This window comes from Mycobacterium sp. NGS51, from assembly GCF_059812525.1.
Map to the genome: position 1 here is coordinate 44,334 of NZ_JCALCV010000026.1, position 21,653 is coordinate 65,986.

A 21,653-nucleotide genomic window follows, 5' to 3' on the forward strand; every position below is an offset into this window, starting at 1 on the left:
CGTTCAGCTTACGAGCGCCGCCACGTCGACCATTGCCGAGGTGATCTGCGCAATTTCGGACGGTGTGCAGATAAACGGCGGCATCGCATAGACGAGGTTGCGAAATGGCCGCAACCACACCCCGCGGTCCAGCGCGGCCGGGGTGGCCACCGCCAGGTCGACGGGCCGGTCGCATTCGATGACACCGATCGCGCCACACACCCGCACGTCGGTCACCGTCGGCAGCCCGCGCGCAGGTTCCAGCCCGGCGGTCAGCGCCGCACTGATCTCGCCGACTTTCGAACGCCAATCCTGACCGAGCAGCAACTGCACGCTGGCCACCGATACCGCGCAGGCCAGCGGGTTGGCCATGAACGTCGGACCGTGCATCAGCGCGCCGGCCTCGCCGGCGCTGATGGTGTGCGCGATGTCGCTGGTGCACAGCGTGGCGGCCAGGCTGAGGTAGCCGCCGGTGAGCGCCTTGCCGACGCACATGATGTCCGGGCTGACGCCAGCGTGGTCGGCGGCGAACAATTCGCCGGTGCGCCCGAATCCGGTGGCGATTTCGTCGAAGATCAGCAGAACCTCATACCGGCTGCAGATATCCCGCAGGTCTTGCAGATAGCGAGGATCGTGGAAGCGCATGCCGCCGGCCCCCTGCACCACGGGTTCGACGACGACGGCGGCGAGTTCGGCAGCGTGCTCGGCCAGCTGGGCTTCGAATGCCGCGGTGTATTCCGGGTCGTGGTCACGGGGCACCTGTGGAGCGAACACCTGGGTGGCCAGGACGTCGGTCCATAGCTGGTGCATGCCACCGTCGGGGTCGCAGATGCTCATCGGTGTGAAGGTGTCGCCGTGATATCCGCCGCGCCAGGTCATCAGCCGGTGTTTGCCCGGCCGCCCGCGGCTGCGCCAGTACTGCAGCGCCATCTTCACCGCGACCTCCACTGACACCGATCCGGAGTCGCTGAAGAACACTGTCTGCAGCCCGGTGGGCGTGATGTCGACAAGCAGCTGCGCCAACCGTGCGGCCGGCTCGTGGGTCAGCCCGCCGAACATGACGTGGTTCAACGTGTCCAGCTGGGTGACCAGCGCCGTGTCCAGAACCGGATGGCCGTGCCCGTGGATCGCGGTCCACCACGAGCTCATCGCGTCGAGGGCCCGGCTCGGTTTGCCGTCGCGGATCAGCGTCAGCCACGCGCCGCGGGCGCCCACAGCCACCACCGGCGCCACGGCCTCCGCGCCGATGGTGCTGTAGGGGTGCCACAGGTGGGCGGCATCGATTGCGCTGATCTGCTCGGGCGTCAACGCGGGCATGGAGACTGAGCGTAAGTCGCTACGGCGACCAAACCCAAAAGCCGCCTGTTTAGCCTGGAAAACGCGGCTTTTGCGACCGCTCGGCGGCGAAACGGCGGTCAGCGGTCACCGCGCGGTCACGGTACGACAAATTCTCCTTCGCCGATTTAGTCACCGCGTCAATCGCCGGTACGCTCTGTTGCAGAAGTGGTTTAAGTGGCTGTTGTGAAAACAGCGGTCCGAGAGGTGGAATCCAATGAAACGCGTCTACTCCGTGGCGACCAGCCTGACGATGTTGCTTGCCCCGGCGGTGGTCAGTCCCGGCCTGGCGGCCGCTGACCAGCGCTCATGGCCAACCGGCTATGGACAGCAGCACATCGAGATGGTGGTCCAACGCGCCCTGTCCCAGCGCGGGGTGCCGTTCGTGTACGGCGGCGGCAACGCGTCAGGGCCCACCACCGGCGTCAGGCAAAGTGCCAGCACCGCTCCGGGCACCTCCAGCCTGCCTGGCACTACCGGTCTGCCTGGCACCACCGGCCTGCCTGGCACCACCGGCCTGCCTGGTACTGCCGCGCTCCCGGGCACCACGAGCCCCGGTACGGCCACTCTGCCGGGCGCTGGGGTCGGTACCGTTCCGGGCAATACCGCCACCCTGCCGGGCGCCGGGGTCGGGACCGTTCCGGGCACCGGGGCCCTGCCCGGCGGAACCACCCCCGGCACAGTCGGCTTCGACGCCTCGGGCCTGATCCAATATGCCTTCGCCGGCGTGGGGCTCAAACTGCCGCGCAGATCCAACGAGCAGTGCAGTGTCGGCCGCAAGGTCCCACCGGCGCAGGCCCGCCGCGGCGACCTGATCTGCTATGGCCCCGGCGGCAGCCAAAGCGTGGCCCTGTTTTTAGGGAACGGCCAGATGATCGAGGGCACCGAACCCGCCGTCACGGTCTCGGCGGCACGTACTACCAACATGGCGCCCTATGTGACGCGGATCATCGATTCCTGACCTGGAAAGCCACTCCGCGGTGCCGGCCACCGAACCTCGCTGACCCCCAGACCGTGACATAAGCAGAAGTTCCGTCCGGCAAATGTTTCGGCCTCCACCGCCGAGGCCGGGATGGGGGGTGTGGGCATCCTTCCCGGATCATGCGGGAAGGATGCCCACGACTATCGATTCGGCCCGCTGGCTGCTCAGACCGCTCGCTGCGCGACGACTGGTCGAAAGGCAGCTCGGCGGTTAGGTAAATTGACTGTCGACCATGACTCTCCTGACCCCGTCCCGCCCGTCGCCCTCGGCCGTTTCGGAGTCCGCACCGGCTGCGATGGGGAACCGAAAAGCCGGCTTCTACCGCCACGATCTCGATGGGCTGCGCGGTATCGCCATCGCATTGGTCGCCATGTTCCACGTCTGGTTCGGCCGGGTGTCCGGCGGCGTAGACGTGTTTTTGGCGCTGTCGGGCTTCTTCTTCGGCGGCAAGGTGCTGCGTGCCGCGCTCAACCCAACGTCATCCCTGGCACTGCTGCCGGAAGTGACCCGACTGGTCCGCCGGCTGCTGCCGGCGCTGGTGGTGGTGCTGGCCGCATGCGCCGTGCTGACCATCCTGGTGCAGCCTCAAACCCGCTGGGAAACATTCGCAAACCAGAGCCTGGCCAGCCTCGGCTACTACCAGAACTGGGAGCTGGCCGGCACGGTGGCCGACTATCTGCGTGCGGGCGAAGCGGTCAGCCCGCTGCAGCACATCTGGTCGATGTCGGTACAGGGCCAGTTCTACATCGCTTTTCTGGTGGTGGTCTTCGGGACGGCCTACCTGTGTCGACGACGGTTCGGCGATCGGCTGCGGACGATGTTCGTCGTACTACTCAGCGCGCTGACTGCGGCGTCGTTCGGCTACGCGATTTTCGCTCACCAGGCCAGCCAAGCGACCGCGTACTACAACAGCTTCGCGCGTGGCTGGGAGTTGCTGTTGGGGGCACTGGCCGGCGCGCTGGTCCCCTACATCCGCTGGCCGATGTGGCTGCGCACTGTCATTGCCACCATCGCGCTGGCCGCGATCCTGTCCTGCGGCGCGCTCATCGACGGCGTCCGGGAATTTCCCGGGCCGTGGACGCTGGTCCCCGTCGGGGCGACGGTGCTGTTCGTCCTCGCCGGGGCTAACCGGCAGGCGCATCCCAGCACCCGCGACCGGATGCCGCTCCTCAACCGGATGCTCGCAGCGGGGCCGCTGGTGACCCTGGGAGCGATGGCGTATTCGCTATACCTGTGGCACTGGCCGCTGCTGATCTTCTGGCTGTCCTATACCGGCCATCGACACGCCAACTTTGTCGAGGGCACCGTGATCTTGCTGATCTCCGGTGTGCTGGCCTATCTGACCATGCGACTGGTCGAGGATCCGCTGCGCTATCGCGCACCGGTCCAGGCCGCGCTGGAGCCGGTCAGAACCATCCCCTGGCGGGCACGGCTGCGCCGTCCGACCATCGTGCTGGGATCAGTGGTGGCCCTGCTCGGCGTGACGCTCACCGCGACCTCATTCACCTGGCGTGAGCACGTCACCGTGCAGCGCGCCGGCGGCAAAGAGCTGAGCGGACTCAGTTCTCGTGACTATCCCGGTGCGCGGGCACTGGTCAAGCACGTGCGGGTGCCTAAGCTGCGGATGCGGCCCACTGTCTTGGAGGCCAGCAAGGATCTGCCTCCGTCGACCAGAGACGGCTGCATCAGCGACTTCAAAAACGCTGCGCTGATCAACTGCAGCTATGGCGATCATCAGGCCACCCGGACCATCGCGCTGGCCGGCGGGTCGCACGCCGAACACTGGCTCACCGCACTGGACCTGCTGGGCCGCATGCACCATTTCAAAGTGGTGACCTACCTCAAAATGGGCTGCCCGCTGTCCACCGAGGAGACGCCGTTGATCATGGGCAACAACGCTCCGTATCCGGAATGCCGTGACTGGGTGCAGAAGACCATGGCCAAATTGGTCACCGACCGGCCCGACTACGTCTTCACCACCTCGACTCGGCCGTGGAACATCAAGGCCGGTGACGTGATGCCGGCCAGTTATATCGGCATCTGGCAGACGTTCTCGGACAACAACATTCCGGTACTGGCGATGCGCGACACGCCGTGGATGGTCAGGGACGGCAAGCCATTCGAGCCGGCCGACTGTCTGGCCAAGGGCGGCAACGCGCAATCGTGCGGGATGAAGCGTGTCGACGTGCTGTCCGACCACAATCCGACCCTCGACTTCATCGAGCAGTTTCCAGTACTCAAGCCACTCGACATGAGCGATGCGGTGTGCCGAGCCGAGATGTGTCGCGCTGCGGAGGGAAATGTGCTGATCTATCACGACGCTCACCATTTGTCCGCGACCTATACGCGCACGCTGGCAGGTGAGCTGGGGCGGCAGATCGCCGTGGCCACCGGCTGGTGGTGAGACTCCGATTCGCAACCGCGGATAAGTTGGACCAATGGCATCCCGCAGGACAGCTGCGCAACCGGACCGCGCGCCCACTCTGACGACCGTGTGGCCGGGCAACAGTTACCCGCTTGGCGCCACCTACGACGGCGGCGGCACGAATTTCGCGTTGTTCTCCGAGATCGCCGACAAGGTCGAGTTGTGCCTGATCGACGAGCAGGGCGTGGAGACCTGCGTCGCGCTCGACGAGGTCGACGGGTACGTCTGGCACGCCTACCTGCCGACTGTGAGTCCCGGGCAACGGTATGGATTTCGGGTGCATGGGCCGTTCGACCCGGCAGCCGGGCATCGATGCGACCCCAGCAAGCTGTTGCTCGATCCCTATGGGAAGTCGTTCGACGGTGACTTCACCTTCGGCCAGGCGCTGTTCTCCTACGACCTGGCCGCCGCGGCTGAAAACCCCGCAGAGACCGGAACTCCCCCGATGGTCGACTCGCTGGACCACACCATGACCAGCGTCGTGATCAACCCGTTCTTCGACTGGGCCTCCGACCGCGCGCCGCGCACCCCCTACCACGAGACGGTGATCTACGAAGCTCACGTCAAGGGCATGACCCAGACGCATCCCGGCATTCCGCGCGAATTACGCGGCACCTACGCCGGGTTGACGCATCCGGTGATCATCGACCACCTCAAGTCGTTGGACGTCACCGCAATCGAGCTGATGCCGGTTCACCAGTTCCTGCACGACCACCGGCTGCTCGAGTTGGGGCTGCGAAACTACTGGGGTTACAACACTTTCGGGTTCTTCGCTCCGCACAACCAGTACGCGGCAAACCGCCAGGCCGGTGGCGCGGTGGCCGAGTTCAAGACCATGGTCCGCACCTTCCACGAGGTCGGCATCGAGGTGATCCTCGACGTGGTCTACAACCACACCGCCGAAGGCAACCACCTCGGCCCGACGATCAACTTCCGCGGCATCGACAACGCCGCCTACTACCGGCTGGACGACGACGATCCGAGGTTCTACAAGGATTTCACCGGCACCGGCAACAGCCTCAACGCCCGCCACCCACACACCCTGCAGCTCATCATGGATTCGCTGCGCTACTGGGTGACCGAAATGCACGTCGACGGGTTCCGATTCGACCTGGCATCCACACTGGCCCGCGAGTTCTACGACGTCGACCGGCTGAGCGCGTTCTTCGATCTGGTTCAGCAGGACCCGGTGGTCAGTCAGGTCAAATTGATCGCCGAGCCGTGGGATATCGGCGAAGGCGGCTACCAGGTAGGCAACTTCCCAGGTTTGTGGACCGAATGGAACGGGAAATATCGCGACACAGTGCGTGACTATTGGCGGGGCGAGCCCGCAACCCTCGGCGAGTTCGCGTCCCGGCTGACCGGGTCGTCGGACCTCTACGAAGCCACCGGGCGGCGCCCCAGCGCCAGCATCAACTTCGTCGTCGCCCACGACGGGTTCACGCTCAATGACCTGGTGTCCTACAACGAGAAACACAACGAGGCCAACGGTGAGGACAACCGCGACGGGGAAAGCTACAACCGGTCGTGGAACTGCGGCGTCGAAGGCCCCACCGACGATCCCGACATCCTCGAACTACGCGCGCGGCAGATGCGCAACATCATGGGCACGCTGATGTTGTCGCAAGGCACCCCGATGATCGCCCACGGCGACGAGATGGGCCGCACCCAACAGGGCAACAACAACGTGTATTGCCAGGACTCCGAGCTGTCCTGGATGGACTGGTCGCTGGCGGACAAGAACGCCGACCTGCTGGCGTTCACCCGGACAGTGACCGGCTTGCGCACCGAGCACCCGGTGTTTCGTCGCCGCCGGTTTTTCGCGGGCCAACCGATCCGCAAGGGCGACGAAGTGCGCGACATCGCCTGGCTGACGCCGGCCGGCCAGGAGATGACCCCGGAGGACTGGGATAGTGATTTCGGCAAGAGCATCGCCGTGTTCCTCAACGGCGACGCGCTTCCCGAGCCCGGCCGCCGCGGCGAGCGCGTAGTCGACGACTCATTTCTGCTGTGCTTCAACGCTCACGACCATGTGGTGGACTTCATCATGCCCCACCAGGACTACGCACAAGAGTGGGCGGCAGTGCTGGATACCACCGATCCCACCGGTGCGGTGGAGCTGGTCGTGACCGACGGCGATGAGATCTCGTTGCCGAGTCGTGCTCTGCTCGTATTGCGTAAGACGATGTGACGCATGGCTTCTCCGGTGCTGTCCACCTACCGACTGCAGCTGCGGGGTGCCTCGAGCGGGTTTGCATTCACCTTCGGTGACGCGGAGAACCTGCTGGACTACCTAGTCGAGCTCGGGGTGTCGCACGTGTACCTGTCGCCGATCATGACCGCGGTGCGTGGGTCGCCGCACGGCTACGACGTCACCGATCCGACCGCTGTCTCCGCCGAACTCGGCGGCGCTGAGGGTTTGATCCGGCTGTCGGCGGCTGCACGGCAGCGGAAGATCGGCTTGATTGTTGATATCGTGCCCAACCACGTCGGGATCGACCAACCGCAGCAGAACCCGTGGTGGTGGGATGTGCTGCGATACGGGCGGTCGTCGGCCTACGCGGAATTCTTCGATATCGACTGGCAGCTCGGCGAGGGTCGGATTGTGCTGCCGGTCTTGGGTTCTGACGACGACATCGCCGACCTGACGGTGGACGGCGAGCTGCTGCGGCTGGGCGACCTGGCTTTCCCGATCGCACCCGGAACCGGCGACGGCAGCGGTCCCGACGTGCACGACCGCCAGCACTACCGACTGGTCGGCTGGCGGAACGGAGTATGCGGCTATCGTCGCTTCTTCTCGATCACCTCGCTGGCCGGTCTTCGTCAGGAAGACCCTGCGGTGTTCGACGCCTGGCATGCCGAGGTCGCCCGCTGGGTCAGCGAGGGGTTGGTCGACGGCGTACGCGTCGACCACCCGGACGGGTTATCCGACCCGGCTGGGTATTTGAGCTCGCTGCGCACGCTGCTCGGGCCCGACGCCTGGATTGTGATCGAGAAGATCTTGGCCGCCGACGAAGCTTTGGAGCCGACCTTGCCGGTGGCCGGCACCACCGGTTATGACATGCTGCGGGAAATCGGCGGCCTTTTCATCGACCCGAAGGGGGCGCCCGCGTTGACGGCGCTCGTCGAATCGGCCGGGGTGGACTATCAGGCCATGCCGACACTGCTGCGTGAGCTCAAGGCCGTCGCAACCACCGACACACTCGCCAGCGAGCTGGCCCGACTGCGGCGCTGCATCGTCGCCGCCACCGGTGCCGACCATCCGCAGGTGCCCGACGCGATGGCCGCGCTGCTGGGCCACATTGGGGTGTACCGAACCGATTACCGCGGCTTGTCGGCGGTGCTGCCCGCTGCACTTGCCGAAACTGAAGCCGACGCACCCGAATTGGGGCCGCCGTTGCAGCTGATCGCCGCCGCGATTGCCGACGGCGGTGAGTCTGCGGTGCGGCTTCAGCAGCTGTGCGGCGCGGTCACTGCCAAGTCGGTCGAAGACTGCCTGTTCTACCGGGACCCTCGGCTGGTGTCGCTGAACGAGGTGGGCGGTGACCCGCAGCGGTTCGGCGTGGGCGCCGCGGAGTTCCACCACAGCGCTGCCACCCGCGCCCGGCTGTGGCCGCAGACCATGACGACGCTGTCCACGCACGACACCAAACGCGGCGAGGACGTTCGCGCGCGCATCGGCGTGCTGTCGCAGGTTCCGTCGCTGTGGGGCGAGTTCGTCGCCCGCTGGGAGACCGGCACGCCCTCCCCCGATCCGGCCACCGGATTGTTTCTGTGGCAGAACATCTTCGGCGTATGGCCGGTCGACGGCGTGGTCACCGACAGCCTGCGGGAACGGCTGCATGGCTATGCCGAGAAGGCCATCCGGGAAGCGGCATGGCATACCTCCTGGCACGATCCGAATGCCGACTTCGAGAGCGCGGTGCACCGCTGGCTGGACGCGGTGCTCGACGGGCCCGCAGCGCGCGAATTGACCAGCCTTGTCACCCAACTCGGATCGCACGCCGACAACGACGCAGTCGGACAGAAGTTGCTGGCGCTGACCGTTCCTGGCATCCCGGACATCTATCAGGGCACCGAGTTGTGGGACGACAGCCTGGTCGACCCGGATAACCGGCGACCGGTCGACTACACCGCGCGACGGGAAGCTCTGAAAAGCCTTGCCCACCCGAAGATCAAGGTTGTCGCCGCGGCGTTGCAACTGCGGCGGAGCCGACCGCAGACCTTCTTGCACGGCGGCTACCACCCGGTGCTGGCCACCGGGGCGGCCGCCGAACACGTCGTTGCGTTCCTGCGCGGCAACGATGTGCTGGTCGCGGTCACCCGCTGGACGGTACATCTGCAGGACAGCGGCTGGGGCGACACGGTGATCCCGCTGCCCGAGGGCGACTGGACCGACACCCTGAGCGACACCGCGCGCCGCGGAGCAACGCCAGCGGCCGAGTTGTTTGCCGAGTTACCGGTGGCCCTGCTGGAACGCACATGATGCACGAATTCTCGGTGTGGGCACCGATACCCGAGCAGGTGCGCCTCGACGTCGACGGCGCAGTGCACCCGATGACCCGGACGGCCGACGGCTGGTGGCACGCAGCCGTCGACGCCGCGCCCGGCGCCCGCTACGGCTATCTGCTCGACGACGACCCCACGGTTCTGCCGGACCCGCGGTCACCGCGTCAGCCCGACGGTGTGCACGAACGTTCCGCCCTGTGGGATGCGTCGGCGGCAACCTGGACCGATGAGGGCTGGGCTGGCCGGTCGGTCGAGGGGGCGGTGATCTACGAGCTGCATCTCGGGACCTTCACGCCGGCCGGCACCTTCGACTCGGCAGTCGAAAAGCTGGACTATCTGGTCGATCTCGGTGTCGACTTCGTCGAGCTGATGCCCGTCAACGCGTTCTCCGGCAGCTACGGCTGGGGATACGACGGCGTGCTGTGGTATGCGGTGCATGAACCCTACGGCGGCCCCGACGGGCTGGCGCGGTTCGTCGACGCCTGCCATCGCCGGGGCCTCGGTGTGCTGATCGACGCGGTGTTCAACCACCTCGGCCCGTCGGGCAACTACCTACCGCGCTTCGGCCCGTATCTGTCGTCGGCCAGTAACCCGTGGGGCGAAGGCATCAACATCGCCGACGGCGACTCCGACGCGGTCCGCCGCTACATCATCGACTGCGCGCTGCGTTGGATGCGTGACTTCCACGCCGACGGTCTGCGCCTGGACGCCGTGCACGCGCTCGTGGACACCACCGCGATCCACATCCTCGAGGAGTTGTCGACCGAAACCGATGCGCTCGCCGAGCAACTCGGCCGCCCGCTGTCGCTGGTCGCAGAAAGCGACCTCAACGATCCGCGGCTGGTCACGCCGCGCTCAGCCGGCGGCTACGGGATCACCGCACAATGGGACGACGATATCCATCACGCGATCCACGCCGCGGTGTCCGGTGAGCGCCAGGGCTACTACGCCGACTTCGGGTCGCTGGCCACGCTGGCGCAGACGTTGCGCCATGGCTTTTTCCACGCCGGCACCTATTCGTCGTTTCGCCGCCGTCGGCACGGCCGGCCACTGGACACCTCGAAAATTCCGGCCACCCGGCTGCTGGCCTACACCTGTACCCACGATCAGGTCGGCAACCGCGCCGTCGGGGACCGCCCGTCGCAGAACCTGAGCTTCGGCCAACTAGCGGTCAAGGCTGCCCTGGTATTCGGATCTCCGTACAGCACCATGCTTTTCATGGGTGAAGAGTGGGGTGCCTCAACCCCCTTCCAGTTTTTCAGCTCCCATCCTGAACCCGAACTGGCCCGCGCCACCGCCCAGGGACGCAAGGCCGAGTTCGCCGAGCATGGCTGGGATGCCGATGACATTCCCGATCCGCAGGACCCGCAGACGTTTCAACGCTCCAAGTTGGATTGGGACGAGGTCGACGAGGGCGAGCATGCCCGGTTGCTTGGCGTCTACCGGGAATTGATTGCGTTACGGCGCACCGAATCTGATCTGGCCGATCCGTGGCTGGCCGTTCTGAGTGTCGACTTTGACGAAGCGGCCCGCTGGATCGTGATGCGCCGCGGCCGGCTCGCCATCGCGTGCAACCTCGGCACCGAAGCGACGCGAGTTCCCATCACCGGCGAAGTGGTGCTGGCGTGGGATCCGCCCAAGGTGGGCAACGACGCCACCGAGTTGCCTGGGCATTCGTTCGCGGTACTGCGTCCTGTGGATAACTGACTACCGCCGACAGCCGGCGCCGCTGATGATTCGCAGATGAGTCAGCACGCACCAGCGCCCATTCCAGCTATCGAGACCGCTACGGATCCCATACATTCCACTGCGGACCTGCTCGAACGATGGCGGGCGCTGATGGGGCCATTGGGATTCGGCGAACGGTTGCTGTGGTTCGGTTTCGTGGGGTCGGATCGTCGGCTGACTAAGATGCTCAGCCAAATCCCGATCGGCCCGCGACCACAGGCGCGGTTTTTGAAGAACCTCATGTCGGCACTGCGCACACTGCTCGACGACCCGGCGCGCGGTTCCACGGTCGCGCTGCTGATAACGGGACCCGGGCGAGGCCCGATTTCGTCCGCCGACCGAGTCTGGTCGAAGTCATTGACCGCAATGGCCGAACGATGCGATGTACCGCTTGAGCCAATCTTCCGGGCCAACGATGAGGTGCTGCTGCAGATCGAGCCGGCCTGAGAACGACTACCGGTTCTGGCGGCTGGATCGTTGACCGAGTCACGCCGATATCGGAAGCTCCGCAAAAGGCCTCGGCGGATCATGCCGGTGCCATCCGTCGCGGACCTCGAGTCCGAAGATCTCATCGCGCCGGACGACGACCCGCATCGCTACTTCGATGATCGGGAGCGCAGCACCGCCGAGTGGTTGGCTGCCAATGGCGTTCAAGGACTCCGCTCCGTGCGTCGCAGACATGCTCATCGTAGAAGGACGCCTGACGCTGTATTCGCGCACGGCCAAGAGCGTGTCACGATCGAGATGAAGCAGCCGTCATCGACGACTGCTGATGGTGTTCGCCGGAATCGACACTGCCATCGACGGGTTGCGCCGGGCTGTTAGGCAAAACGGTAACGACCTCGATCAGTTGATCGTCCTGGTAAAAGATGGTTCGCGTCTAGGATGGAAGTCGTGAGCGAAGCCCGCACTGTGTATGTCAGTGACCGCGCCACACTGAAGCAAGTGGCCACCGCCGTAAAGATGTGGCAGAAGCAGACCGGCGACGATGTTGAGTACGCGCTTGGTGCGGATGGGGACGGCTATACCGGCATGGGATTCGCCATAGACGTCTACGCGGGAAATGACGTCGAACAACTCGCCGCTAGGGACCGCATTGCGGCGGGCATCCGACCACTGCTTGCCGGAATCCCGGTAGCCACCGATAGCGAACTCGATCAGGGGATCTGCACTGCAGCTGACCGGCGTTAGAGGCGCCATGCAACGCAACCGGGACCCCCTCGCCGCAATCGCAACGTGACTGGACACGAGCTACCGCCGCTGGCGGCCGAAGACCACGTGTGCAATGCCTGCGCCGTGGTCTACTCCGACATCAGCATCGCGACGTCTATGTGGCTTTCACCATCCGGCTGCATCGCATCCGCACCGAAGACCGCCCAATGCTGGAACCCAACTTCAACGACTTGCGGGCTCAGCGGTTCCGCTATAACGAGCGTGATCCCGCCGCAGTGATCGACGAGCTTACGTCGGCGATCACCGGATTCCGTGAGGAAGTCGCGCTCACCGCGGACCAGGAATGGGAACGTATCGCGACCCGCTTGCCAGGTGAGGCGCGCACCGCGCGATGGCTCGTTCGCCAAGCGATGCATGAAGGCGTTCACCACCTCGCCGACATCCGCCGGATCGCCAGCACCGCCACGACCGTTCGATGAAACACGGCCCGGCGGCGTTCAAATGAGTTGTCGGCGAAGCTCGTCGAGGTCGCCGATGACCCAGATATCGGTGATGAAACCGTCGGCAGTGATGAAGAAGGCCGCACCTGTGTAGGTGAAGAAACGACCGGTTGGGGGCAGGCCGAGCAACCATCCGCGATGCGTGCCGGTATACTTCAAACGAGCGGCAGCTCGCCGGTCGTCGGTGATGAGCTCCACGATCTCGTTGTGGAAATCCGGTGCGCCGCAACGCAGCTGGTCTCGGTAGTCGCGCCACCCGTCGCAACCGTGTGTTCGCTGTCCGAGTGATCCCCGGAACATCACCCCGGGCGCCAGAGTGTCGTCGACGGCCGCGTCGTCCCATTTGTTCCACAACACGTGGTAGAAGCGTTCCACGAGATGACGCACGGAGGTGAGCGGTTGGCCACTACCACCGCCGCCTGCGCTGGTGATCATGCTGAGATCCCCTCCCTGGGCCGCTGCAGCACTTCCGGATGCACACTCCCGACCATATGCATACCGCTGACGCTAAAGCGCGCCGAGGAGCCGGCCGAGATCCGCCTCGGTGTTGTACAAATGAAACCCAACACGCACCGCGCCGTCGCGCACCGATGCCCTGATCCCTGCTTTTTGCAGCGAATCAGGATGCGCTGCAGGAATCGACACGATCGCCGAGTCGGCGGGCGCCAATCCGAGTTCGGCGCGAAGCTGATTCGCCAGTTTGACCGTGTGTGCCTCCACCGCAGCCCGGTCCAGTGACGCGATCCACGGCAGCGAGAGCCCAGCGCCCAGGACGCTGAACCACACGGGCGATGAATCGAACTGTCGGGCATCACTTGCCAATTGCATCGGCAACCCATACAGCGAGGACCACAAGTCGCCGCTGGCAAAGGGATTGGCCACGTGTGGCACCAACGAGGCGGACATCCGCTCGCTCAGCGACATCCATGCCACCCCCCGCGGGCCCAGTAGCCACTTGTAGCTCGCCGCAACCGTGACATCAACCCACGATAATTCGACGCTTTTCCACCCGAGGGCCTGCGTGACATCGAGCACCGTTGTCGTACCGGATTCGGCGACGCTCCGACGCAGCGTCGCGACATCCAGAACAGCGCCGTCCGCCGACTGGACCAAGCTGGCGGCCACGATATCGAAATCACCGGCGGCGTCCTCGAGTTGCCCGCGCGGCAGCTCGGTGACTGTGACACCGCGTCCCGCTTGAGCGGCGAAAGGGAAGGTGACACTGGTGAATTCACCGCGCAACGTCGCCGCTCGACTGCCATCGGGTATTGACGCGGCCACCAGACCGACGGCCGACGAGACGCTGCTACTCATCGCAACCCGGTGTTCGTCGACCCCGATCAGCGCGGCGTATGCCGATCGGCTGGCAGACATCGGCTGGTCGAAGGCGTCGACCTGCAACCGGCCCTGCTCCCACGACCGCAGGCAGTCGCGCAACTCCGAGGCCACAAACCGCGGCGGTAACCCAAACGTGGGCGTGTCCAGAAAGCCGTCGGCGCCGACGAACTCGGCACCGAACGCGTCACGTGTCACTCCGCTACTTTCGCAGCTACGCGCGTGAGCCTGATCTGCGCCCGATGTACCGGATGCCGGCAAGCTGCGGCATGCGGTACCGGCTGAGCACCTGGCGCCTCGAACCTGCCCGACCGCGATGGCGGTAGCGACCGAGTTCGCGCCGGACGGAGGGCGCGAGCAGCGGCCCCAGCACCGCGCCCGCGCCCAGCGCCAGCGCCAGTCCTGCGGCCATTTCCAGAGTTCCCGCAGCGGCCGGCTGCCCGTTGACCAATTGGACGAAGCCCCGGTACAGGGTCAGCCCGGGAACCAGCGGCACGATGCCCGCCATGATGATTACCAGTGGGGTGGCCCGTAGCCGGGGCGCGAGCAGGGTGCCGACCAGCCCAGTGGCTGCAGCGGCTACGAACGAGCTCGCGATGTTGTTGATATCGATGAGTTGCAGCCCAAAGAACAGCAGCGTCGCGGTCGCCCCGGCGATGCCTGCCGCCAGCGCCGCCCGCATTGACGCATAGCCGGCGATCGCCGCCGCGGCAGCTCCGATCGCCCCCGCCAGCATGTACACCGGGACGCTGAGGGCAGCAACCGTCGGCATGTCCGGGCTTAATAGGACGTCGACACCGAGCGCCCGACCGATGCGCACCGCGATGGAGACACCGACCAGGATGCCTGCCGACGAAAGCAGGATGTCCATTCCTCGAGAAACCGCAGTGAGCTGGTAGCCGGTGATGGCGTCTTGCACTGAGCCGACGGTGGCCAGCCCCGACAGCAGCACCACAATGTTGGCCGCCACCACCGGCGACACCGGGGTGTCGTCGGGCAACCAACCCGCGGCGGAAAGTCCGATGGCGACGCCGGTGGCCACCGCGGCAGCAACCACCTGTTGGAACAGGAATGGCAGCTGCCAGCCGTTGAGAACGCGACCGACCCGGTCGATCAGCCCAGTGGTCACCGCCGAGATCACGGCCACCAGGGGCCCGGCGCCGATCAGTACGGAGAAGCCGGCGGCCATTACCGACCAGCCGACGGTGGCTACCCAGCGTGGGTAGGGATGTTCGGCACGTTTCAAGGTGTCCAGCTGCCGCTGCACCCACTCGGGCTCCGGCGTGGTGTCGACGACCTGCTGGGCCAGGTCGGTGGTCAGCTGTAGTCGGGTATAGTCCAGCGAGCGCGACTGCACCAGGTACATCGCGGTGACCGGCGCGCCCGGCACACCGCGGGGGACCGAGACGGTGATCGAGTTCGCGGTGATGTCGACCTGTGTCTGCGGGAGACCGTAGGCAGTGGCGACCGCGACGATGGTGGAGGTGACGTCCGCCGTTCCCGCTTGGGAGCCGAGCAGCAGCTGGCCGAAACGCAGCGCGATATCCAGAATCCTTCGGACCCCGGCCGCATTCATGGCGGGACTATTCCTCTCACTTTCTGCCGTGCGGGGGTCTGCGTGCTCTGCTGTTGAGACTGCCGGCGTCATTGCCCTCCTCCGTCGGGTCGTACCACTGCCATCGAAGCTCCGGATCTGGGTTCCCACCTTGCGGAGGAAAAATCTACTCAGCGAAGTGATGTGGCCTGCAGGCCGGTCAGGCCCGCGATGACGTCGAAGTCTTCATCGCGGTGCACCACCCGCGCGCCGTGCCGGATCGCCACCGCCGCAATAAGGCAGTCATTGACGCTTCGAACCGTGTGACCCCTCCGACGCGCAGCGCGATAAATTCCGGCCGCCGCGCGAAAGTCGACAGCGTTGTCTACCCGCAGCGACGGCAAGCCGTTCACCAGTTGTTCGAGCCTGGTGTACGTGTTTTCGTCGAGGGCTCCGCACAAGATCTCCATGGCCACGGGCTCGCACATGGCGATCCGCTCGGGATCGTCGGACAGAAGCCGGCGTACTTCGATTGCCGCGGTGGATCCGGTCGCGCGGAAATATTCGATCCAAGCGGAAGTGTCGATGAGGAGCATCAAAGTTCGTCGGGCTGTTCGCTTCGCATGTCGTCGAGATCGCCGTGCCAGCCGATACCTTCAAGGCCCAGCAAGAAGTCACGGCTCAACGGAACACCAACCAGGCGCCGCAAAGCCAGGTCAACGGCTGCTTTCTTGGTCGAAAGCCCGAACCTGCGCATGACCTCTGCCGCGAGTTCATCATTGATGTCGATATTGGTGCGCGACATACACCAACCATACACATGCCGAGAACCCCGCGTGGCAGACGCACGTCACTACAGCAAATAGCGGTAGGCCGGTGACCCAGGCTCGAGGCATTCGAAGTGGATGTCGGTGGCGCGCATTCGGGTCAGCAGACCGTCGAAGTTGGCCGCCGATCCCAGCTCGATGCCGACCAGCGCCTCACCGGTTTCGCGGTTGTTGCGCTTGACGTACTCGAACAGCGTGATGTCGTCGTCGGCCCCGAGCACGGTGTCGAGGAATCGGCGCAGCGCGCCGGGCTCCTGCGGGAAGTTGACCAGGAAATAGTGCTTGAGCCCGAGATGAACCAGCGAACGCTCCAACACCTCCCCGTAGCGGGAGATGTCGTTGTTGCCGCCCGAGATCAGGCACACCACCGTCGCATCCGGTTCGACGTCGGCTTCCAGCAGGCCAGCCACCGAGAGCGCGCCGGCCGGTTCGGCGATGATGCCCTCGTTCTGGTAGAGGTCCAGCATGGCGGTGCAGACCGCGCCCTCGTCGACTGCGGTGATCGACACCATGTCGCCGGCGGCGGCCAGCGCGGTGTAGGTCAGTGTGCCGGCCCGATTCACCGCGGCGCCGTCGACGAACTGGTCCACATCGTCGAGCGTGACCGGCTCGCCGGCGGCCAGCGCGGCCATCATCGCCGCCGCACCCGCCGGTTCGACACCCAGGACCGAGGTGTTGGTCGTCCGCTCCGCCAGGTAGCTGGTGATGCCGGCGATGCATCCGCCCCCGCCGACCGGGACCACCACCAGGTCTGGCTCACGGTCGAGCTGGCCGAGCAATTCGACCGCGATCGTCCCCTGGCCGGCCATCGTCCGCAGGTCGTCATAGGGCGGGACGAGCGTCGCCCCAGTGCGCGCCACGTCGTTCAGGGCGGCTGCGGCCGCCAGGTCGTAGGTCGATCCGCCAACGATCAGCTCGATGAAGTGCCCGCCGTGGTAGCGGATGCGGTCAAGCTTTTGCTTGGGCGTCTTGGCCGGCACATAGACGCGACCGTGGATGCCAAGGGCGCGGCAGGCGAACGCGAAACCCTGCGCGTGGTTGCCCGCCGACGAACACACCACACCCGCGGCGGTCTCCTCCTCGGGCAGTTGCACCAACAGGTTGTAGGCGCCGCGCAGCTTATAGGAACGAACCGCCTGCTGGTCTTCACGCTTGAGATAGACCGTGGCGCCGGTTGCCGCCGATAACCGGTCGCTGAACTGCAGCGGCGTCGGCGTGACTACGCCGGCGATCCGATGTGCCGCCGCCTCGATGTCCGCTGCTGATAGCAGCGGGCAATTCTGGGCGCTGGGCCTCTCGGCCGGTTCGGCGGACACCGATCAATGGTGCCATGCGGTTGTTTCTGGCGCGCGCGTCGGCTCAATCCACCGGGGTGAGGACAAACACCGGAATTTGCCGGTCGGTCTTGGTCTGGTACTTGGCGTAGTCGGGCCAGGCCTCGACGGCGCGCTCCCACCAGATGGCCTTTTCGTCGCCGAACACCTCGCGTGCCTGGTAGTCGGCGGTCGCTGCGCCGTCTTGCAACTCGACGCGCGGGTTTTTCTTGACGTTGTGGTACCACACGGGGTGCTTCGGGGCGCCGCCCAGCGAGGCGACGATCGCGTACTCGCCGTCGTGTTCGACGCGCATCAGCGGAGTTTTGCGAAGCTTGCCCGTTTTTGCGCCGACTGTGGTGAGCAGGATGATGGGCTTTCCCTGCATCTCGGTGGCTTCGGTGCCGCCCGACGCCGCATACTTGTCGGCTTGTTCCCGGGACCAATCGAGCGGGCTGGGTGCATATTCACCTGAAAGGGGCATGCCGACCAGCTTAGAGGGGTCGAAGCCGGTCGTCAGCCAACCGCATACGCACGGCATTCGTTCAGCCGACAGCAGCCTTCTGCGCCGCGACGAACCTTTCGACGTCGATGCCGGTCAGGTTCCGACCGGCGGGCTCAAAATACCGCGCGCGGTATTCCGCCGAACCGACTTGTTCGCGTTCGGTCCAGCCGTACTGCCGCAGAAAGTCGCCGACCCCCGCCGGGGAAAGACCGAATTGGTAGATCCCTTCCTTCACGACCCATCGCTGGTAGGCCTTGTCCCAACCGTAAAGCTGTTTGCCCTCGAGGAATTCGCGCAAAATGTAGGTGAAGACGAGCCGGCTCGACGCGGGCGCCTTGGCCAGTACCGTGAAAAGTCGGGCTATCGCATCGTGCGACAGATAGGGCGTGACCGCTTCGATGACATACATTGTCGGCTGTTCACACCGAAAACCATGTGTTACAAGAGAATTCTCGAGATCCCCGGTTTCTAGATTGACCGCAACCAACTCGATTGAGGCAGGCACCCCGCCGAGCAGTCGCTCGAGTAGCGCTTTCTTGCGCGCCGTGTTCTCCGGCAGGTCAACTTCGAATGCGGCGGCGCCGGCACGCGCAATCAGGCGAAACGCGCGCGTGTCGAATCCTGCGCCCAGGATCACGAACTGCTTGATCCCTGCGGACAGTGCGTCCGCAACCTCATCGTCGGCGTATCGCTTGCGCGCGACCACGCCACCCCAGAAGCCCGGCATCTGTTTGTCCACTGACCGAGCCATCAGGCCGCGCAATGGCTGCCACGCCATCGCGTGTACCGCCATCCGGAATCCCGGCGACAGCATCCGGATCGCGAACTCATCTTCGCTAACCCGCTGCCCGGTGGGGTAGTGCATTTCCAGCGCGGGAAATAGCATCGGCGCATCGGCCGTCCGCGCCTTGAGGGCCCGCCGTTTCATCCTCTGCCTTTCGGTCGATGCTGTCCGATCAACAGCAAGGAATCGCGCAATTATTGATCTAGTAAGAGCTTGAGTTGTGCGCCATACAGACTCAGCGATTCGGCGCTCAGCATGTCGTGATGTCCACAGTCGACCGAGTGCTCTGTGATTTCGCCGGCGACATACGGGCGCCAACTTTGTAGCAAGGGTAGATCCCGGCCGGTCGCACTTCGTCCAGCAGAGAATATGGTCACATCCCCATCAAAAACATCCGGTACGTGTTCCAGGAGATACAGCTGATTAGCGTTAACGCTCTTCAGCATGAATTCCAAGAGCTGCTTGGACGGAAGAGCAGCCTGCACTGCTTCTCCTTGCTGCTGAATCAGTTGCTCGGCCTGCCGGTAGGTAAGCGGACCCGAATGTAGGGGAATGTCAATACCGTTCGTTCGCAAGATCTGTTCCAGAACTTGATTCTCGTCTGCAGCTTTGATTTTCGCGGTGTTGGTGTCGTTCCGCGAAGGATCTAACAGTATGAGTCGTTCGACTACACACCCGCGCCGACGGAGCTCAACAGCGAGCTCGTGTGCTACCACGCCCCCAAAAGACCAGCCGAGAAGCTTGTAAGGCCCGGTCGAATAAACGGCTTGGAGTCGGTCAGCATAGCTTGCCGCCAGGCTACGAATCGATGCAGATTCAGGTTCGTTAGTTTGCAGCATTTGGTTGATGCCAATGATGGGGCAATCCAAATAGGTGCCCAGGGTCCGATACGACCAACTAAGCCCGAAACCGTCATGGATACAGCACAGCGCAACACCGGTGCCCTCGCTGAGGACCTCTACAGGGATTACTTCTACCGAGCTGTCAGGTTCGCCCAGCCGCAGACTCAAGCTTGCAACGGAAGGCGCTTCGAACACCGTGCGCACGGCAAGGGCGACGTCCAGGCTGGTGTTGATCGCGGCGATCAGGCGCATCGCCGAGAGTGAATCCCCACCTAAGTCGAAGAAGGAGTCGTCGACGCCGACCCGCTCCAGCCCGAGGATCTGGGCATAGATGCCGGCCAGGATCTCCTCGATCGCACTGGCTGGTGCCCGGTAATCACCACCATCCCGATACTCCGGTGCCGGCAGGGCGCGGGTGTCGAGTTTGCCGTTGACCGTCAACGGCAACGCGTCCAAGCCGATGACTGCGGCCGGGACCATATACGCGGGCAGTCGCTCAGCCAGCGCGGTGCGCACCGTGGACGGATCGGCGGTTCCGGTGATGTAACCGACGAGACGCTTGGTGCCCGGACGGTCTTCGCGTGCGATCACCACCGCATGTTCCACACCGGCCAAACCCGCCAGCGCCGTTTGGATCTCGCCGAGCTCGATGCGGTACCCGCGGATTTTGACCTGCTCGTCCGCGCGCCCGAGATAGCGCAGTTGTCCATCGGGGCCCCAACACACCAGGTCCCCGGTGCGATACATCCGTTGTCCGGGCGCCCCGAACGGGCAGGCGACAAACCGCGATGCGGTCAATGCCGCGCGGCGCACATATCCCACGCCCACACCGCGGCCGGCCACGTACAACTCACCGATCACCCCGGTCGGCACCGGCCGCAACCACCCGTCGAGCACAAACAACGCCGCCCCCGGCATCGGCGCGCCGATCGGCACCGCACCCGACCCCGCGACCAGCGGGGCACTCATCGCCGCGTACACCGTGGTCTCGGTGGGGCCGTAGGCGTTGACCATCACCCGCTCGGGCGCCCAGCGCTGGACCAACTCGGCTGGACACGGCTCACCGCCCGCCAGCAGCGCCACCGCCCCCAAACCCTCCGGTGAGAGCATCGCCGCCGCCGACGGAGTCTGGGTCAGCACACTGACCTTCTCTTCAATTAGCAAGTCGTGGAACGCATCTGGTGATCCGACAACCGACTCTGGCACGATCACCAGCCGCCCACCGCCCAGCAGCGCAGCCCAAATCTCCCCTACCGAAAAGTCAAAGACATAGGAATGACACTGCGTCCACACCGAGGCCCGGGGCACATCAGTGGGCAATGACTCCACCAAATGGGTGAGGTTGTGATGGGTGATGGCCACCCCTTTAGGCACCCCGGTGGTGCCCGAGGTGTAGATCAGGTAGGCGATATCCTCGGGACTCGGCACCGGTAGCGCCGTGCTCGGTTGGCTGTCAACGGCGGGATCATCGACATCGACGACCAACACGTCAAACCCGGCTAGCTGTCCGACCAAATCCGCGGTGGTAACCACCGCCACCGCTGCAGCATCAGCGAGCAGAAATTCCATCCGCGCCCGTGGATACTGCGGATCAATCGGCAGATAGGCCGCCCCAGCTTTGAGCACTGCCAGCATCGCCACGATCGCTTCTACCGACCGCGAAGACAGCAGCCCCACACACTCACCCGGCCCTACCCCACGACCGGCCAGCAAGTGTGCCAATCGATTTGATGCCTCATCCAGCTCGCGATAAGTCAGCGACCGCCCCTCACCGCTGATCGCCACCGCATCCGGTGTGCGGGCGGCCTGCGCGCTCCACAACACCAAAACGGACACTGCCGGCAACTCCGGGCGGGTCAAAACTGCCCGGTTACCCAGCGCG

At 65.0% G+C, this 21,653-nt stretch carries 19 protein-coding genes; 8 read left to right on the top strand and 11 right to left on the bottom strand.

The features are described from left to right. Positions 1-3: 3 nt before the first annotated feature. Positions 4-1,296 carry an adenosylmethionine--8-amino-7-oxononanoate transaminase gene (locus AC5Y5W_RS23510; RefSeq protein ID WP_500013446.1) on the bottom strand — a complete coding sequence of 431 codons (1,293 nt, stop codon included), beginning with the start codon at positions 1,294-1,296 and terminating at the stop codon, positions 4-6. A gap of 235 nt (positions 1,297-1,531) precedes the next feature. Here AC5Y5W_RS23510 and ripD point away from each other — a divergent pair, with 235 nt between their 5' ends. The 6 genes from ripD to AC5Y5W_RS23540 all read left to right on the top strand — a co-directional run bounded on the left by ripD (position 1,532) and on the right by AC5Y5W_RS23540 (position 11,405). Beyond that, positions 1,532-2,275, top strand: coding sequence for an NlpC/P60 family peptidoglycan-binding protein RipD (gene ripD / locus AC5Y5W_RS23515; protein WP_500013447.1), 744 nt, complete (start codon positions 1,532-1,534; stop codon positions 2,273-2,275). Positions 2,276-2,528: 253 nt separating this feature from the next. Continuing rightward, positions 2,529-4,700, top strand: a complete 2,172-nt coding sequence (gene sucT, locus AC5Y5W_RS23520; RefSeq protein ID WP_500013449.1) for an acetyltransferase SucT — start codon at positions 2,529-2,531, stop codon at positions 4,698-4,700. Positions 4,701-4,734: 34 nt separating this feature from the next. Further along, a complete protein-coding gene (gene glgX, locus AC5Y5W_RS23525) occupies positions 4,735-6,912 on the top strand; it encodes a glycogen debranching protein GlgX (RefSeq protein WP_500013451.1) in 2,178 nt (725 codons plus the stop codon). A 3-nt stretch (positions 6,913-6,915) separates the two neighbouring features. Then, complete coding sequence (treY, locus tag AC5Y5W_RS23530) at positions 6,916-9,207, top strand: malto-oligosyltrehalose synthase (protein WP_500013453.1); 2,292 nt, start codon at positions 6,916-6,918, stop codon at positions 9,205-9,207. Continuing rightward, positions 9,207-10,937, top strand: a complete 1,731-nt coding sequence (gene treZ, locus AC5Y5W_RS23535; protein WP_500013483.1) for a malto-oligosyltrehalose trehalohydrolase — start codon at positions 9,207-9,209, stop codon at positions 10,935-10,937. The genes treY and treZ overlap by 1 nt, the downstream gene beginning before the upstream one ends. 36 nt (positions 10,938-10,973) lie before the next feature. Further along, complete coding sequence (locus AC5Y5W_RS23540; protein ID WP_500013455.1) at positions 10,974-11,405, top strand: hypothetical protein; 432 nt, start codon at positions 10,974-10,976, stop codon at positions 11,403-11,405. A gap of 39 nt (positions 11,406-11,444) precedes the next feature. On the opposite strand, the gene AC5Y5W_RS23545 is transcribed toward AC5Y5W_RS23540, so the two are convergent. Then, positions 11,445-11,639 (bottom strand): hypothetical protein, encoded by a 195-nt coding sequence (locus tag AC5Y5W_RS23545; protein WP_500013457.1) that lies wholly within the window; start codon positions 11,637-11,639, stop codon positions 11,445-11,447. Between the two features lie 213 nt (positions 11,640-11,852). On the opposite strand from AC5Y5W_RS23545, the gene AC5Y5W_RS23550 reads away from it, so the two are divergent. Both AC5Y5W_RS23550 and AC5Y5W_RS23555 read left to right on the top strand, forming a co-directional pair. Continuing rightward, positions 11,853-12,149, top strand: a complete 297-nt coding sequence (locus tag AC5Y5W_RS23550; protein ID WP_500013459.1) for a hypothetical protein — start codon at positions 11,853-11,855, stop codon at positions 12,147-12,149. A 140-nt stretch (positions 12,150-12,289) separates the two neighbouring features. Continuing rightward, positions 12,290-12,610 carry a DinB family protein gene (locus tag AC5Y5W_RS23555; protein ID WP_500013461.1) on the top strand — a complete coding sequence of 107 codons (321 nt, stop codon included), beginning with the start codon at positions 12,290-12,292 and terminating at the stop codon, positions 12,608-12,610. An 18-nt stretch (positions 12,611-12,628) separates the two neighbouring features. Here the strand turns inward: AC5Y5W_RS23555 and AC5Y5W_RS23560 are convergent, their stop codons facing one another. The 9 genes from AC5Y5W_RS23560 to AC5Y5W_RS23600 all read right to left on the bottom strand — a co-directional run. Next, entirely contained in the window at positions 12,629-13,066 is a 438-nt protein-coding gene (locus AC5Y5W_RS23560; RefSeq protein WP_500013462.1) for an ester cyclase, read from the bottom strand. Between the two features lie 72 nt (positions 13,067-13,138). After that, a complete protein-coding gene (locus AC5Y5W_RS23565; protein WP_500013464.1) occupies positions 13,139-14,164 on the bottom strand; it encodes an aminotransferase class V-fold PLP-dependent enzyme in 1,026 nt (341 codons plus the stop codon). A gap of 16 nt (positions 14,165-14,180) precedes the next feature. Continuing rightward, positions 14,181-15,542 carry a threonine/serine exporter family protein gene (locus AC5Y5W_RS23570; RefSeq protein WP_500013466.1) on the bottom strand — a complete coding sequence of 454 codons (1,362 nt, stop codon included), beginning with the start codon at positions 15,540-15,542 and terminating at the stop codon, positions 14,181-14,183. A gap of 149 nt (positions 15,543-15,691) precedes the next feature. After that, entirely contained in the window at positions 15,692-16,096 is a 405-nt protein-coding gene (gene vapC / locus AC5Y5W_RS23575) for a type II toxin-antitoxin system VapC family toxin (protein WP_500013468.1), read from the bottom strand. Beyond that, positions 16,096-16,305, bottom strand: coding sequence for a type II toxin-antitoxin system VapB family antitoxin (locus tag AC5Y5W_RS23580; RefSeq protein ID WP_500013470.1), 210 nt, complete (start codon positions 16,303-16,305; stop codon positions 16,096-16,098). The genes vapC and AC5Y5W_RS23580 overlap by 1 nt, the downstream gene beginning before the upstream one ends. Positions 16,306-16,353: 48 nt before the next feature. Then, complete coding sequence (gene ilvA, locus AC5Y5W_RS23585; RefSeq protein ID WP_500013472.1) at positions 16,354-17,643, bottom strand: threonine ammonia-lyase; 1,290 nt, start codon at positions 17,641-17,643, stop codon at positions 16,354-16,356. A gap of 43 nt (positions 17,644-17,686) precedes the next feature. Next, the gene (locus AC5Y5W_RS23590) at positions 17,687-18,124 is read right to left on the bottom strand and encodes a nitroreductase family deazaflavin-dependent oxidoreductase (RefSeq protein WP_500013474.1); all 438 of its coding nucleotides are present in this window, start codon (positions 18,122-18,124) and stop codon (positions 17,687-17,689) included. A 61-nt stretch (positions 18,125-18,185) separates the two neighbouring features. Continuing rightward, positions 18,186-19,073: an SAM-dependent methyltransferase gene (locus tag AC5Y5W_RS23595; RefSeq protein WP_500013476.1), complete on the bottom strand. Its 888-nt coding sequence runs from the start codon at positions 19,071-19,073 to the stop codon at positions 18,186-18,188. 50 nt (positions 19,074-19,123) lie between these two features. Continuing rightward, positions 19,124-21,653: non-ribosomal peptide synthetase (locus AC5Y5W_RS23600; RefSeq protein WP_500013477.1), on the bottom strand; the 2,530-nt coding region annotated here is incomplete at its 5' end.